This window comes from Vibrio sp. OPT20, from assembly GCF_963889365.1.
Lineage (GTDB): Bacteria > Pseudomonadota > Gammaproteobacteria > Enterobacterales > Vibrionaceae > Vibrio > Vibrio splendidus.
Window position 1 is genome coordinate 141,106 of sequence record NZ_CAWPOA010000058.1, and the last position, 15,819, is coordinate 156,924.

The 15,819-nt window shown below is 44.1% G+C and carries 13 protein-coding genes and 1 pseudogene; 5 read left to right on the forward strand and 9 right to left on the reverse strand.

All coding sequences use genetic code 11. The features are described 5' to 3' along the window. The first annotated feature begins 6 nt into the window (after positions 1 to 6). Complete coding sequence (locus AACR09_RS12780) at positions 7 to 546, forward strand: disulfide bond formation protein B (protein WP_193835106.1); 540 nt, start codon at positions 7 to 9, stop codon at positions 544 to 546. 112 nt (positions 547 to 658) lie between these two features. Here AACR09_RS12780 and dpaL read toward each other — a convergent pair whose 3' ends face one another. The 3 genes from dpaL to AACR09_RS12795 all read right to left on the reverse strand — a co-directional run bounded on the left by dpaL (position 659) and on the right by AACR09_RS12795 (position 3,045). Beyond that, entirely contained in the window at positions 659 to 1,837 is a 1,179-nt protein-coding gene (gene dpaL / locus AACR09_RS12785) for a diaminopropionate ammonia-lyase (RefSeq protein WP_193835107.1), read from the reverse strand. 124 nt (positions 1,838 to 1,961) lie between these two features. Next, a complete protein-coding gene (locus AACR09_RS12790; protein WP_004732389.1) occupies positions 1,962 to 2,345 on the reverse strand; it encodes a RidA family protein in 384 nt (127 codons plus the stop codon). 22 nt (positions 2,346 to 2,367) lie between these two features. Then, complete coding sequence (locus AACR09_RS12795) at positions 2,368 to 3,045, reverse strand: helix-turn-helix transcriptional regulator (protein ID WP_193835108.1); 678 nt, start codon at positions 3,043 to 3,045, stop codon at positions 2,368 to 2,370. A gap of 342 nt (positions 3,046 to 3,387) precedes the next feature. Between AACR09_RS12795 and AACR09_RS12800 the strand changes: the two genes are divergently transcribed. The 3 genes from AACR09_RS12800 (at position 3,388) to AACR09_RS12810 (ending at position 6,881) form a co-directional block, all read left to right on the forward strand. Beyond that, positions 3,388 to 4,551, forward strand: a complete 1,164-nt coding sequence (locus tag AACR09_RS12800; RefSeq protein WP_004732383.1) for a M24 family metallopeptidase — start codon at positions 3,388 to 3,390, stop codon at positions 4,549 to 4,551. A gap of 141 nt (positions 4,552 to 4,692) precedes the next feature. After that, positions 4,693 to 5,673 (forward strand): DMT family transporter, encoded by a 981-nt coding sequence (locus AACR09_RS12805; RefSeq protein ID WP_054542897.1) that lies wholly within the window; start codon positions 4,693 to 4,695, stop codon positions 5,671 to 5,673. Between the two features lie 56 nt (positions 5,674 to 5,729). After that, positions 5,730 to 6,881 carry a M20 aminoacylase family protein gene (locus AACR09_RS12810; RefSeq protein ID WP_193835109.1) on the forward strand — a complete coding sequence of 384 codons (1,152 nt, stop codon included), beginning with the start codon at positions 5,730 to 5,732 and terminating at the stop codon, positions 6,879 to 6,881. A 97-nt stretch (positions 6,882 to 6,978) separates the two neighbouring features. Here AACR09_RS12810 and AACR09_RS12815 read toward each other — a convergent pair whose 3' ends face one another. The 5 genes and pseudogenes from AACR09_RS12815 to AACR09_RS12835 form a co-directional block, all read right to left on the reverse strand. Further along, a complete protein-coding gene (locus AACR09_RS12815) occupies positions 6,979 to 7,608 on the reverse strand; it encodes a bifunctional 4-hydroxy-2-oxoglutarate aldolase/2-dehydro-3-deoxy-phosphogluconate aldolase (protein WP_193835110.1) in 630 nt (209 codons plus the stop codon). 15 nt (positions 7,609 to 7,623) lie between these two features. Continuing rightward, positions 7,624 to 8,020 (reverse strand): annotated as a pseudogene (locus tag AACR09_RS12820) (PfkB family carbohydrate kinase); the annotation flags it as partial. Positions 8,021 to 8,115: 95 nt separating this feature from the next. After that, complete coding sequence (gene ygjK / locus AACR09_RS12825) at positions 8,116 to 10,806, reverse strand: alpha-glucosidase (protein ID WP_193835111.1); 2,691 nt, start codon at positions 10,804 to 10,806, stop codon at positions 8,116 to 8,118. A 179-nt stretch (positions 10,807 to 10,985) separates the two neighbouring features. Continuing rightward, positions 10,986 to 11,753, reverse strand: coding sequence for a hypothetical protein (locus tag AACR09_RS12830; RefSeq protein ID WP_029224446.1), 768 nt, complete (start codon positions 11,751 to 11,753; stop codon positions 10,986 to 10,988). 662 nt (positions 11,754 to 12,415) lie between these two features. Further along, a complete protein-coding gene (locus tag AACR09_RS12835; protein ID WP_193835112.1) occupies positions 12,416 to 13,660 on the reverse strand; it encodes a membrane dipeptidase in 1,245 nt (414 codons plus the stop codon). 327 nt (positions 13,661 to 13,987) lie between these two features. On the opposite strand from AACR09_RS12835, the gene AACR09_RS12840 reads away from it, so the two are divergent. Then, positions 13,988 to 14,923, forward strand: a complete 936-nt coding sequence (locus tag AACR09_RS12840) for a helix-turn-helix domain-containing protein (protein WP_193835113.1) — start codon at positions 13,988 to 13,990, stop codon at positions 14,921 to 14,923. Positions 14,924 to 14,954: 31 nt separating this feature from the next. Here AACR09_RS12840 and AACR09_RS12845 read toward each other — a convergent pair whose 3' ends face one another. Then, positions 14,955 to 15,527 carry a sugar O-acetyltransferase gene (locus AACR09_RS12845; protein ID WP_193835114.1) on the reverse strand — a complete coding sequence of 191 codons (573 nt, stop codon included), beginning with the start codon at positions 15,525 to 15,527 and terminating at the stop codon, positions 14,955 to 14,957. Positions 15,528 to 15,819 lie beyond the last annotated feature (292 nt).

The window sequence follows — 15,819 nt, forward strand, 5'->3', positions numbered from 1 at the left end:
GCTAGCATGAATCGAAATCAGTTAACTCTCTTGAATACGCTTGGCCTGCTAGGTATGACAGCCGTTTTGTTGATCGGCTTTATTCTTCAGTTTGTCCTCAATGAACTTCCTTGCCCATTGTGTTTACTGCAACGAATTGGCTTTGTGATGGTCGCGTTCGGCTTCATGCTGAATGTGGTTTATGGGCCTCAACAGCGTCACTATGGGGTTGTGTTAATTGGCGCTTTGTATGGTGTCGCCACATCGTTAAGACAAGTTTCCCTACACGTGATTCCGGGCACTCCTAGTTACGGTAGCCCTATTTTTGGGATGCATTATTACACTTGGGCCTTCGTGTTGTTCGCTGCAACCATATTGGGTGTTGCCGTGATCTTGATACTAACCAATAAGGCCGAGTCCCATGAACCCTACAAAATGAGCAATTTTGGACGGATTGTGTGTTTACTAGCAATCGTGGTGGTGGCATTGAATGCTATTGCTACATTTGTCGAATGTGGTCCTTATCAGTGCCCTGATAACCCGGTGAGCTATTGGTTACTTAATTAAGGGGCTAGTGGCTCGCTAAGAGAAGATGGGTAAAGTATTAGATCTGATACCCCAAAAGAAAAGCCACAGCATATGCTGTGGCTTTGTGATTAGAGTTGTGGAGTCTTTTTCGTTAGCTAGAGTGGTGTAAGCCGTTCCAAACAATGTCGCGGTATCGCGGTTGGTTGGTGTCACCTTCAGTGCTAAATAGCATGATGGTTGCGTCTTGGTTTAAACCTAGCTCATCACGTACTGCTTGGTCTGCGCCTTCACGACATAACGTGTAAAGTAAACCAAGTGTGATAGCACCAGATTCGCCACTGATCACTTGCTCATCACCACTAAGTGGGTTGCCAAGGATACGCATACCCGTTGCTGAAACATTGTCGTCAACCGAAACAAAGTGATTGCTGCAATCGCGCAGTACAGGCCACGTTACTGGGTTTGGTTCACCGCAAGCAAGGCCTGCCATGATGGAGTTCATCTCGCCCGTTACATTAACCATTTCGCCTTTCTTGCCAGAGCGGAAAATGCAATCTGCCGCCGCTGGTTCAGCAATGATGGTTTCAAAGGTGTCAGCTCCCAGTTTATCTGCAAGGTAACCCAACACACCACCTGCCATTGCGCCTACACCGGCTTGCAGAAGAACGTGAGTTGGAGCGCCGAACTCCAATGCTTGAGCTTGCTCAATCGCTTCATCTGCCATTGTCATGTAGCCTTGAGAAATCCACGTTGGGATCTCTTCATAACCATCCCATGCCGTGTCTTGAACTAGCATCCAACCGTTGTCTTGAGCGGTTTGGTTCGCCATGCGTACCGTGTCGTCGTAGTTTACTTCTGTCACGATACATTCAGCGCCTAGGCCTTGAATACGGTTAACGCTTGCTTGAGATGAACCTTTTGGCATGTAAACCACGGCTTTTTGGCCCATTTCACGAGCTGCCCAAGCGACACCTGTACCATGGTTGCCTGCGGTTGCTGTAGTAAAAACAAGTGGTTTTTCTAGTTTTGAAGCGACCGTTTTAAGGTTGATCTCAGAGATATCAATGCCAAGGTGTTTTGCCAATTGGCGACCCAGAGCGTAAGAACCGCCGAGTACCTTGAATGCATTCAAACCGAAGCGTTTTGATTCGTCTTTAACGAGGATCGCCTTAACACCAAGCTGTTTAGCTAGATGTGGAAGAGACACGAGTGGAGTGGGTTGGTAGCCTTCGATCTGGCGGTGAAACTCACGCGCTTGTTGCGCTTGAGAAGCGGTAAACAGTTCGCAGACTTGACCAGTGTAGAATGAATTTTTTGATAGTTTTAACATAGGGCACACTTAGATACAGGCAGAGGAATTAAAGGCCATCAACGATGCTTAATGACCTTGTTTTTTCGTTATAGCTTCACGTTATTGGATTAAGCTATACGTCTTCAATTAAAGCGGTTCGTGATTACTTGATGTAAGCGATCGCTTCTACTTCAACTAATGCGTCTTTTGGTAGACGAGCCGCTTCAACACAAGAGCGTGCAGGTGCGTTCTCTGTACCAAATACTTCCGTGTACACCTCGTTAAATGCAACGAAGTTTTCCATATCAGATAAGAAACATGTGGTTTTAATAACGGTATCCAGTGAACCACCACTTTGTTCCAAAACTGCTTTTAGATTTTCTAGTGACATACGAGCTTGCTCTTTGATGCCACCTTCAACAAACGCCATTGTTTTTGCATCAAGCGGTAATTGACCTGAAGTGAAGATTAGGTCTTTGAATGCCATACCTTGAGAGTAAGGGCCGATTGCTGCTGGTGCTAGATCTGTATGGATTTTTGTTTTCATTTCGTTTCTCTTTATAGGATTTCTATGCTCTAAACTCGCGGATGTATTTGTAAATAGCGTGGCGAGTAATACCAAGACGCTCAGATACGAATGCTGTCGCCTCTTTTAATTCGAAAATACCGTTCTCAAGCAATAGCTTGGTAATGGCTTTGTTTCGACCTTTTAAGTTGACTGACTCATCGTTGTCGACTTCAAAAATAGCGTGCTCAAGCGCTTGCTCAATCACTTCTGTTGTTGAAGCTCCAAAGTTCTCATGCACACCCACAGGGGCATGAGCCATGTCTGGCATTAAAGTTTTTATGATCTCAGGAAACGGGTGAGACAAGTTCATATTGATACAGAACAGCCCAATCGGTTTGCCATTTTCCCCAGCTAGCACACAGGTCGTAGATTTAAGCAGTGACCCATCTTTGCTGGTGGTGAAGTAACTCTTTGGCGTGACCTCACCAGTGCTCTCAAACACACTCAGCATTTTCAGCCCTAGATCGGTGATAGGTGACCCTACTTCTCGACCCGTGTGGTGGCCGTTCACTATCTTCACTACCGACTTTTCAAAGCTCTCAAATGAATGAATCACAACCTCACAGTGCGGACCAATAAAGTCGGCAATGGTTTCGGCTAAGCGAAAGTTCAGTGCGAGATGCTCTCTATCATTGTCGGTGAATTCAACGTTAAACGATTTATATGATGATGCGTTCATTTTAGACCACTGTTGTTAACTTTAATTGCCTTTCATTATCTTTGGTTAATCGATGTATTTCAAGTTGCCAATTAACTTTATGTAACTATAAGACTATGTATCCGCTTCCTACACAAGTCTAAAGTTACAAATAAGTACCTAAAATTGATCGTAATCAACAATATTTCCAGTTTTAGATGCTTTCTGGTCACTATAGTTAACCCTAAGATCTTGGTCACATTATTTAACTTAAATGTCAGTAAGATGCTCACCGTAACGTAAACAAAATTGAACTATAGGGTTGGTTACTGGTTGTGAAGAGCAGCAGAAGTGCCTACCTAAATACAATAATTAGAGGTTCCAATGACTAACTACCTAAACCGCGGCTTCGAACAAGCTGAGTTTGAACACAGAACATCACGCGCTCAAAAAGTCATGCATGAGATGAATCTGGATGCGATGATTTTCACAACCGAACCAAACGTTCGCTACTTCACTGGCTTCCACACTCAGTTTTGGCACAGCCCAACTCGTCCATGGTTTGTCATCGTTCCTGCAGAAGGAAAGCCGATTGCGATTGTTCCTGAAATAGGAGCAAGTGGTATGGCGGGAACATGGGTCGATAACATTATTACTTGGCCTTCTCCTCGTCCTGAAGATGATGGCATTAGCTTAGTAGCTAGCGCATTGAACTCTCTGCCTTGTCGTCATGGCCGAGTAGGCGCAACGCTGGGCATTGAATCTCACCTACGTATGCCTGTGAACAATTACTTGAAATTAACCACCATGGTTAAGAAAGACTTTGTTGATGTGTCTTTAGCAATGCATGAACTTCGTCAGATCAAGTCACAAGCTGAAATCGAGAAAACACGTGAAATCTGCCGCATTACCAATGTTGGGTTTAGCAAGATCCCTCAATACGCAAAAGCCGGCATGACCGAGCGTGAAATCTGTAAACAGTTCCGTATCGATATGTTGTTAGAAGGTGCGGACGAATGCCCTTACATCATCGCAGGCTCAGGGCCAGATGGTTATGACAGCATCATCATGGGCCCAACTGATCGCATCATTGAGCCAGGAGATGTGTTGATCATCGATACCGGTGCTGTACGTGATGGTTATTTCTCTGATTTCGACCGTAACTGGGCATTTGGTCATGCAAGTGAGCAAACCAAAGCGGCATACCGCGCTACTTACGAAGCGACCACGAAAGGCTTTGAGGCTGCGAAACCGGGCGCAACCACGACTGACATCTACAACGCGATGTGGGGAGTATTAGAAGCCAATGGTGCATTGGGCAACGACGTTGGTCGTCTTGGTCATGGTTTAGGTATGGAGCTGACAGAGCGCCCGTCTAATACGGCTACCGACAACACAGTACTTAAGCCGGGTATGGTGATGACATTAGAACCGGGCATGGTTTACGCACCGGGTAAGTCAATGGTTCACGAAGAGAATATAGTGATTACTGAAGACGGCGCTGAATGGTTAAGCAAACGCGCAGAGCCAGAACTGATCATTATTTAGCTCAAAACTTAACACCTTACAAATTTAACACCCTACAAAAGCTGGCTCTGGACTCCAGAGTCAGCACATAAAAATTATAAAAAAACTGGGCGGTGATGCATCGCTCTTATTCAATAAGAAACAAGATTACGGAAGATAAAAATGAACACAACAAACAGAGACACATTTTTAGGATGGACTGCCGCCATTGCCGTTGCCTGTATCTGGGGCGTAACAGGGGTGGTCTCTAAGCCGCTTTCTATGGCTGTTGATCCGATGACATTGGTATTTTTCCGCTACGTTACCGCGGTAATTGGCCTATCAATCATTTTCTTTTTTACATCACGTAGCAAAAACTTAAGTGCAGACTTAGGGTCTTCATTAAAGATCGATACCAAAGATATTGGACGTATTGCGCTTTGTGGCATCGTGGGACAAGGGGTTTTCTCACTTTTTAATTTCCTTTCTCTTTCTCATATTGGTGCGACTGAAAACGGTGTTATCCAAGGTATGCAGCCGTTCGCGACAGTCTTCTTCGGTATGATGTTTATGAACTTCCGTATGAACAAGGTTCAGTGGGGCGCTTTCATCGCATCTGCAGTTTGTATTTACGCAATGAGTGTCGGGCCAACAAACACCATTGAAGGCGGTACTCCGCTGCTGGGTTATGTTTACGTGACATGCTCGATGCTGGCTTTAGCGTGGACGGCACATTTACGTGCTAGCTTAGCGGACAAATACGGCTCAGTGGTTTCCATGCTGTACCAATACATTTCGGTTGCTGTGATGGGCATTATCGTTGTGTTGACCATGGGCTTGGACTTGTCTCAGATTTACATTATTTTCTCTAGCCCGCTGTTGATTGCACTGCTTATTTTCTTAGGTACAGGCATTTCTGGTGGTAGCTACTTGATTCAATTGTATTCTTTCAAGCGTATCGGTGTAGAAAAGGCAACGATGGCATTAAACCTCATGCCTTTGGTTGGGTACTTAGTGGCAGTTGTGACACTTGGTGAACAGATGGCCATGGGGAAAACTATCGTTGTTTCATTGATTGTGGTAGCACTTTACGTGTTCACTAAGTTTGAAACGAAGCAAGAAGCGACAGTTGAAGAAAAAGAATTAGAAGAACAAAAAGCATAAAATTAACTAGAACAATGAAGGTGAGCGAGATCTCACCTTCCGCTTTGGAGAAATCTATGACACTTGAACAAACCGTCACAGAATGGCGTCGCCATCTACATCAGTACCCTGAGTTTGGTACTGAAGAGTTCAAAACCTCTGAATTTGTTGCGAATAAACTCGAAGAGTTCGGCATTGAAGTTCACCGTGGTATTGGTGGAACCGGTGTTCTGGGAATTTTAAAAAATGGTACAAGCGATCGCTCGATTGGGTTGCGTGCTGACATGGATGCCCTGCGTATTCATGAAGAGAATACGTTTTGTCATGCTTCTAAACATGATGGCACGATGCATGCTTGTGGTCATGACGGGCATACAGCTATGTTGTTGGGTGCCGCGCAAGAGCTAGCAAACAGCAAGCAATTTGATGGCACCGTTTACTTCATTTTCCAACCCGATGAAGAGCGTGGTACAGGCGCCAAAGCGATGATCGAAGACGGCCTGTTTACTCGTTGGAATATGGATGCGATTTACGCAATGCATAACCTACCGGGTATTCCTGAAGGTAAGTTTGTGACTCGCCCCAATTCATTAATGGCGAGTGAAAGTAGCTTTGAAATTGTTATCAAGGCTACGGGGGGTCATGCCGCTATGCCACACATGGGAACCGACCCGATTGTAGTTGGAGCTCAGGTTGTGACCGCCTTACAAACCATCGTTTCGCGTAATTTGAGCGCCATTGATGAGACGGCGGTTATCTCGGTGACTAATTTTGTTACCAATGGCACCGTGAATGTGATTCCTTCGCAAGTGACTATTTCTGGTGACACTCGCAGCTTTACCGATCAAGCATTGCATAAAATTGAGAAAGCGATTGAGCGTGTTGTCGCTGGCCAGTGTATGTCGGCAGGTGTTGATTATCAATACCACTTCAACAACAGCTTCTTATCAACGATTAACACGCCTGAAGAGACGGCTCATGCAGTGAAAGCAGCACAAGCAGTTGTTGGTGAAGATAATGTAAATGGAGCATGTGAACGCTTCACCATCAGTGAGGATTTCTCGTTCATGTTACGCGAAGTAAAAGGGTGTTATGTGCTAGTTGGGAATGGTGTTGGTGAATGTGGAGGCACTGCGCTTCATAATCCACACTACGATTTCAACGATAACATTTTGGAGCATGGTGTTGGGTTCTGGAAGACTTTGGTAGAACAACAATTGTCACAGTAAGTTGATGAAAAAAAGAGCGAGAGGCAAGCTTCTCGCTCTTTTTGTATGCGTTGTATTCTCAAATCCCGCTAACGCTTTGGGCTAGCGACTGATCTGCTTAATGATTTACTTGCTCAACAATCTCTCGCGTTAGGCGGGCAATCTCATCCCACTCTCCGTTTTCAACGAGCTTTTTGTCCACCATCCACGTACCACCGCAGGCTAATACTTGAGGCACGGCTAAGTAGCTATCGATGTTTGATGGCGTGATACCGCCTGTAGGCATGAGTCTAATGTCGCCATAGGGTCCGACTAACGACTTCACCATACTGATACCGCCAGAAGCTTCTGCTGGGAAGAACTTCAAGGTTGTTAAGCCCATCTCTAATGCCGCTTCAACTCTGCTTGGATTGTTCACACCCGGAATTATATCGATACCGATCTCTTGGCATGCTTTAACTGTGTTTGGATTGAACCCCGGTGATACCACAAACGTTGCGCCCGCTTCTTTTGCTGCAAGTGCTTGCTCACGGTTCAAGATGGTGCCCGCGCCGATCAGCATTTGTGGCTGTGCTTGGCGAAGCAGTCGGATAGCTTCAACAGCGGCGTCTGAACGGAACGTAATCTCAGCAGCTGGAAGCCCATTCTCAGCCAATACTTTTCCTAGAGGAATAATATCCTCTGCGTTATCAATGGCGATAACAGGGATAACTTTAAGTGCTTTTAGCTGTTCGTTAATTGTAGACATGTGTACTTCTTAATATCAGTTTGAAAGAGTGTCGGTGATGGATTTTGGGATGATTGCGCCATGATGTTGAATCACCAATCTGGCTAATGCATTACCTTGGTGGCAGGCTATCTTCAATAGAACCTCCAGCGAGATAGCAAGATAAGAAACCACCGTTAAAAGAGTCGCCAGCTGAGGTGCTATCAACCACAGTCTCAACAGGTGTCGTTGTGATTTTTACTGGCACATCTTCGAGGTTTTCACTGATCAAGCAGCCTTCAGCACCAAGCTTTACAACAACGGTTTTGACACCGAGTGCATGCAGTCTTTTTATGGTGTCTTGCGGCGTTTGATCGCTCCACAACAGTTGTTCATCATCGAACGTGACTAGGGCTATATCGGTCGTTTTATAGCCCAATAGATAGCACTCTTTTTACTGTGGCTTTTGAACCTGACTTGAAGAGGTTTAAGCGGTTGCAGATGCTAGGGGGGTCATCTGCAACGCCTAATATTTGGGATGTGTGGCTGCTATTTACCCACGAAACCGTTGTACAACATGTAAAGGTGCGCTGCACTCCAAGAGAAGTTATTCGCGCCCTGAACCTCACCCGTTTCTGGGTTGTAGTTTTCCTGAATCGGGGTAGCTTCTGTTAAGCCTTGCGCATTTTTGAATAGCTTGTCGACCATTTGACGCGCTTCCACACCGTATCCATAGTTGTCCATACCGCGTACACCAAAGTAGAACTGATCCAGCCACACGCGACCACGCCAGTAAATGTCAGGGCCGTAAGCGGGGTTGTCCATTGATGCCGTACCTAGCGGAATCTTAGGTGAGTTAAACTTGCTGGTATTTAGCATGTTCTCTACGACTTTATCCGCATGTTCTTGCGTCGCTGCGTTGTTGAATAGTGGTGACCAACCTTCAGGCCCCATACCGCGCTTCACCAGTACAGGACCTGCACATTGGTTAGGGAGTCCATTTGGTACCACTTCGATATCGTAGTAGAAGCCTGTTGACTTATCGTACATACAACGGTTGATGTACTCTTTGGTGTCGGATGCTTTTTCTGCAAACTCAGCGGCTTTGTCGGCTTTACCCAATACGTCGGCAATTTGTGATAGGTATAGGTTGTCTGAGTACCAGTAAGAGGCTTGGTCTACCGACTCTTGCATCAATGAATAACCTGATAAGTTGTTTGAATCGTCCGTGTTCTCGTTGAACTTCACTTCCCAATCTTTCTTCGCCTGAGCCAGTTTGTTCATGTTCCCAACCGAGTCATCAAGGTAAGTCACCACTGAACCGTCTGTACCCATAGCCATGTCATACGTATTGTCGAAACCATTAGTGTCATGAGCGTAGCGACCCATTTGGTCTATCACTTCTGCTTCTTTTTGCGTTGGTTGCTCTGCCATGCTTTGTAGGTTGTCGATGGTGTCGATAAAACCGAACACGCCTGCGTTATCACGCCCCGACTCCCAACCCGCTGCGACTTTCGCTGGGATACTCATCGCTGTGTAATCACCAGAAGTCAGCAATTCATTGTACTTCTCTATGCTAGTTTCTTTGATCCACTGGTCGCCATTAACTTCGTCTTTGTATTGGAACTTCATATCGTCAACAGACGCATCTGATCCCCAAGAACCGTCATTCACGTCACCTGCGAAAACCGTGTGGATTGGGTCTTTTGCCGCGCCATATTCTGGTATTCCGTTCTTGTTGGTATCACGAGCACGTAACCACCAATCGTGGAACGCCACTAGCTTCGGATACATTTCTTCCAGCCATCTTTGCGCTTCTTCTGGACGATTATGTTCGTCTTTCAGAGCGGTATACACTTCCCATACCGCCCATGCTGCCAGTGATGGTTTGGTATTTCGTTCATTCCAGTTCAGGCCATCGGTCGCTTGAGGGAATACTTTTTTGTATTCCGCTGACATGCCTTCCCAGCGTTCTGCTGGTAGGTTGTATGTCACAACATCAAGCAGGTAACCTTCATCCCAAGGGCGTACTGGATCATCAGATTGCACTTGGTATTGGAATACAGTACGAATGTTTTCCATCGCTACATCTGGGTTGAAGTGTGACATTGCGTAAGCTTGCTTCCACGTATCCCACGGCCATGTCATGTTGCCCGAGAAGTAAGGGGCCGTAACGGAAGGTGTAACGGTGTCGTGATCAATTGCACCCGCAGCACCACGCCAGTTCGCGTTTAATGTTTCCATTGCTTTTACTGCAACAAACTCATGTTCTTTTGAAGCCGCATCGTTGGTGAGACCGTTTTCTAGGTATTCTTCCCAACGCATGGCTGAATCGTGCATGTAACCTTTTGGATCGGCCATCACCTTATTCAGTTTTCCAAACTCAGACGCTTGCTCTTTGGTGTTTTGAACGTGAGTGTAAGCCGTGTATAACGTGATCTCTTCGCCATCGCCTAGAGAGGCCGTTTGCACGAAACCTTTCTTGTCATCATTGATGGTAGAAGTTTCTGGTTTGATAGAACGTGTCACTTCGAACTTTGAATCGCCAGATGTCAACAATGACCATGAATCACGAACTGCGCCAAAAGAGACTTCTACACCACTGTCTGTCGCTGTAATTTCACGGGAGTAAGTGGGGTAAGCTTCTTCAACACTACGAACTGTGCTGTCTTCATTCTTGTATGCCGTGCCATCATCAGCACGATAGTTTTGCATCAACTCACCATCCCATTCACCTTGAATATCAAGCGTATTTGGGTTTTTGATGGTGGTTCTTACAAGAGAAGTACGATTAGTCACAAAACGCATTTCTAGCTCGGCTTCAATACCGTTCTCGCCAGTATACTTTTGGATCAACGCGCCAGGTTGTGAGTATGCGTCTGTCAGTTTAAGTGGCATAAGCTTACCATCGACAGTCAGAGCCAAACGGTCAAAACGTGCAGCCATGAATGACACGTATTCTTCGGTCAGCAGTGCTGTACCACCAAGAGTGATTTCACCGCCTTTGGTGTCTAATGTGTGGCCGTGCCATGAACCGTTATCGAACATTGGAATGTAGCGCAGGTGACCGCCGTGTAAATCACGTAATGCCACTGGTACCCCAGCACGATCGATGGTGTTGTGGAATTCGGCCGCTTTAAGTGGAGCATCTATATTCGAGCTATTATCACTACTGTTGCATCCGCTTAGCGTTAGAGCAACTCCGACAGCAATCGCACATAGAGACGTTTTAAACTGCATGTTATATCCTTAATTTATTGATTTTTGAACCTGATCAGGCGAAAAAAGGTCGAGACATGCCCTGCCGAGTTTCGTGATGAAGATTTAGCCTTATTTATTTCACTTATTGGTATCAGAAAAGATCGCTTATTTACGTCTGTTCTTTATTTATTCAACTTGTTTAAATAACAAGTAATTAATTATTTTTCGTTTGCCATCGATATGGATTTTAATAATTCACCATCAATATTTGGAATCGTATCAGAAAGAAATATCTGATTGCCTGGTGTGTAGGTCATCAATACATTTCTGAGTCGTTCGCTACCTTCACCATTCTTGTTTTGTACATCAAACTCAATCAGTTTGTTGTATACTTCGTTCGCCAGTTTCTCTTCTTGTTCTTCAGTAATAGCAATGCTTCCCATACAGATAGGGGGGCGCACATCATGGCTGAAAACTTCATTTCGAAAACGTTTAGCGAATAAAGTATCAAGCTTAGAACCTTCTTCAAAAATAAAACGACCTTGATCTTTGAATCGGTATTGGTCATTACCTTTTAATTCAACATAATCCATCATTTCTAATGCGCGAAAATATATGGCGACTGACGTATGGCTCAGTCGGTATTTACTGGCAATATCTTGTGGTGACCATTCTTTTCGTCGTAATAGATACAAAAAGTCAAACAAATATGGGTACTGGTTAAATATTTCACTGTTGATATCGGTGATGAATTGTTCGTTATCTTGCTGTAACTGTTTGCCTCGCATAGATAATTCTACCAAGTCAGTATCTAAATGAGTGGCATACGAAAGTATTTTGTCTAGCCCCAAAGACGTATTGTGCAGTTGCCTTTTAATAGTTGATAGAGGAATTGCCATCCCAGCAGAGAGGTCGGAATAACAAATCCCTTTCTCTTTGATTTTTTCTCGTAAAGCAGCAAGTAAATACGTTGCGGAATTATTCATCTAACAATGCCTGTTTTATTTTTGTCAGCATCCCTGATAATAAATTCAAGAGAATCCTACTCTTGTGATTCTGGTTCCAAACATTTCCAACATTTACTATGAGTTAAATAACTACCAAGCTTGAGATTTTTACTTGTTGCTATCTGTACAAGTTTTACTCAATATTATTAGTTTTTATCTCTTTGTCAGTATGCGATGAGTATAATTGTTTTGATGCATAAAATTAAGTTAACGATGGTTTTTAGTAAAAGTTTTCTTTAGAGAGGTTAATTTATTAGGTGGGAAGTATCAAAAAGCTGTACTTAGGAATTTAGTCTAGCTTGATATCACAAAATATTCGCGAGTGACTGGTATTTCATTGAGTTGGTGACCAGTGAAAACCTTGTTATAAGGAGTGAGGAGGTTAGTTAAATAGAGAGTGGAATTATTGAAGCGTAATCATATTATATAATTATGTTCTAAATTTTTATGTATTTATTCTGTTTATTGTTAGACCTGAAAACTATTTGATGCCTCACCATTCTCTTTCTTTCTTTCTTTCTTTCTTTCTTTCTTTCTTTCTTAGTTAGGTAGGGGGAAGGGCGATATTACATACAATTAGCTAATAAAAAAGCACGCCCAATAGGACGTGCTTCGAGTGTTTGAACTTTGTTAGTAGCGAGCTACATAGCTAAGTTTTCATTTCTTAATTTGGTGAGCACTTTTAGACGCTTTGTATACTCTTTTTGGAACTCGTCTGGGTCAGCACCTTCAGATACTTGAGCGTACACTCGCATCTTGTTGCCGCCGTAGATCTTAGCAAGATCATCGTTGCTGTAACCGCGTTTCCACAGTTCATCAGTAATCGCCGCTAGGATCTTCGACAGTTCACCATTACCGGTAGCGCCTTTGTTGAATGCCTCAATCATGTAGCCGCCATCGTCGTACATTTTCGCGTTCTTGGTTGCGAAATCCACAACCATCGCGGTAGAGAACATATCATCAGTTGCGATACCTACGTGGTCAACGCCTACCAATTTCACGTAGTAATCGATCATATCAGCAGCTTGCACTGGAGAAATATCTTCAGGCCAAACGCCATCCATCATCCATTCAGTGAAGGTTGGGGCAACGTAACCACCAGATTTAGCCGCGCGTATCGCTTCATCGTCAGGAATAGCACGGTAGCAACCTTTTGGCGTTGCATCTGGCTCACTCTTATAAAGTCCAGCAGGCACAGAGTGCGTGTAGACAAATGGGGTCCCAGGATACTTCTCTTCCATGTAATCCATCGCGTCATTTGCTGTCTTTGAGCCCGTGTGGCTGAGATCGAGAATGACCTGATACTCGACCATCGAATCAATAACAGACTCTCCCCAAGGTGTTAAGCCTATATCTCTACCGTTAAATGCTGCTAATTGCCCTGAACCTGTTCTGAAAATGTCGTTGTACGCCAAGATCATGCTTTTTAAGCCCATATCTTTTAGAATCGCCATTTTTGTCACATCTTCTTCCAAAATAGTGGCGGTTTGGCTGTTCCAAAGTACGGCGGTTTTGCCTTCGGTGTGCGCTTTTTCAATGTCATTATTGGAATGCGCGATGATGAAATTATCAGGTTGTTTTGCCATCGCAGAGCGGTGTTTATGATGGTGAAACAAGAAGTCATCAAAGTTGTGATCAGCAGCGGTAATGGTGTATTCATGCCCTGTAATACCTGCATCACGAGCATCTTGGAAGTAATCCAACAGTTGTTGCTCGTCCTGCCAACCTGCACCATAAGGGCTCGCGAGCATACCAATGACAATGGTGTCTTGAACAAATGTTTTAGCCTTGTCTGATGCAGGCCAGATCTTACTCTCAACACTTGCCTGTGCAACACCAACACTCATTGCAATGCTTGCTGCTACTAACGTTATCTTTTTAAACATGAAAACCTCTCAATTACGGGCTTAAGTCCATTTATATTTATGCCTAGATTTAATAGTAGACCCTGACGGTATCGTCGAGTTATTTAAATTGATAACCCTGTCATACTTTGTAATCAAAGCGTTACGTCCTGAATTGTGATTTCGCCTTAATGCTAAAAACTTAAAGCGCCTCTTGTTAACTTGAGGTAATAGTAGCTAAGCTAGAAAAGTAAAATGTGCATTTTGCGCCACTGAACTTAGACTGGTATTGATGAAAAAATTGATGCTGATATTGGGTTGAATTGTGGATTTGACCTGTTTTGAACAAGACAAAGGAATTGTGAACTGATGCTTGAGTTACCATTGATTGCGAAGAGTGTTGTGAGTCATTTTCAGCAGTGCGTGCGAGAAGATCAGTCATTAGTTCCATATCATGCCGCGATAGAAGCGCTCGCAGTTCAAGTGAGCATGCCATTCTCAATGGATACTTCAGCTGCTCAATATGTCTCGTTTAATGTGTTTACGCAGTTCTTAGAGGGGGTGAGGAATATATTACCATCTGAGGTGTTTGTTTCTTCGTTATTAGGCAGTGCTCAACGTGCCGCTCTCGAACTCGATTTTTCTAACCTTTTAGCTCAAGATTTTCTGTCTCTTTTTCCGTTTGAACAATGGTCAGTCGAATCGTCTTCACAGTCATTAAATCTTTCATTTTTAGTATCTAATAGCTCGCTCAATGGTATTGAAGCCGAGCTGTTTTTGATCGTTTATAGCCACACTTATTTCAAAACTCAGCAGACTGATATTGATAAGCCAATTCGCTACGACTTAGTTTCAGTGTCGGCTAGTGCGTTAAGTGAGCTGAGAATACAAACGGAAACACCACAGTACTTAGGTCAAACTGAGGCGTGCATTTCGTATAACCCCATTGGTCGAGATTGCTCAATCAAAGCGGTATCAACGGCTACTACTTCTACCATCAAGGTGACACAAGCATTACTTCCTTATATCGGTCGAGTAGATGTAGATTTGGTCTCGTTTGGTCAGATAAATCGAATGGGTAAGCGTACAATCCAAAGAGCGCTTAGTGAAGAGGGGACGACCTTTCGAACCATTAAAGAGGCTCTGTCTTTTGAATTCGCCAAGCGCGTGATGACTGAGCAAGATTATTCGATCTCAGATATTGCGCTTCACTTGGGATACGCAGATGCCTCACAATTTATAAGAGCGTTTAAGCGAGCAAATGGGATTACACCTTATCAATGGAAGAAAGGCCATGTTGAGTGATAAACATGGCCTTTCTTAGATTGCTTCTGAACTAGTCGCTTTGTTGCTCAGTATTCAAATGCCGAATCAACTTGGCTGGCGTGCCACCGTATAAGCAGTCTGGTGGTACATCACTGTTAACCACTGAGTTCGCCGCGATAACAGAGCGAGCACCAATCTTTACGCCTTGGTTGATGACCGAGTTTCCACCAATCCACACATCGTCTTCGACTGTGATAGGTAGGCAGAAAGTTTCCCACTTACGGCGGCTGAGATAATCCAGTGAGTGAGAGGCCGTGTAAAATTGGGCACTTGGCCCCACCAATACATTGTTACCGATCTTGATGTTCGCACCATCTAGCATTACTACGTTCATGTTGATAAAGGTGTTGTCACCAATTTCGATGGTTTTGCCAAACTCACAATGAAAAGGGGGACGGACAACGCTGCTTCCTACTTTACCAAACAGATTAGCCTGAAGATTTGGTAGCTGAGTATCGTCTGAACATTGATTCAAGTCTGATAGCGCCTTGCTGGCGTGAGTGCGCATGTGGTCTATCTCATGGTCTGCGCCATCAAAAATCTCGCCGGACAGCATTTTCTCGAGTTCTGTTTTCGTTTTCATCGCTTGCACCTCACTAGTCAACATGGGTACTAGAATACGGATAATTGGACATAAAAAAAGAGAAAAGCCTAAGCCTTTCTCTTCCTGTTTTTATTCAAGCTAGCCATTAATTTCGCGTTGTCCACGAATGCATAGATGAACAATAGTAATAATTATTGTGTGATGACTAGCTAAATGGGCAACTCACTTATTTGTCTACTCATTAGATCGACTCGAAACTCTTTACCCATGAGCTCGTACACATTGAATTGAACCATATTCCAATGTTCTTCAAAGTTGTATTCAAAAATAC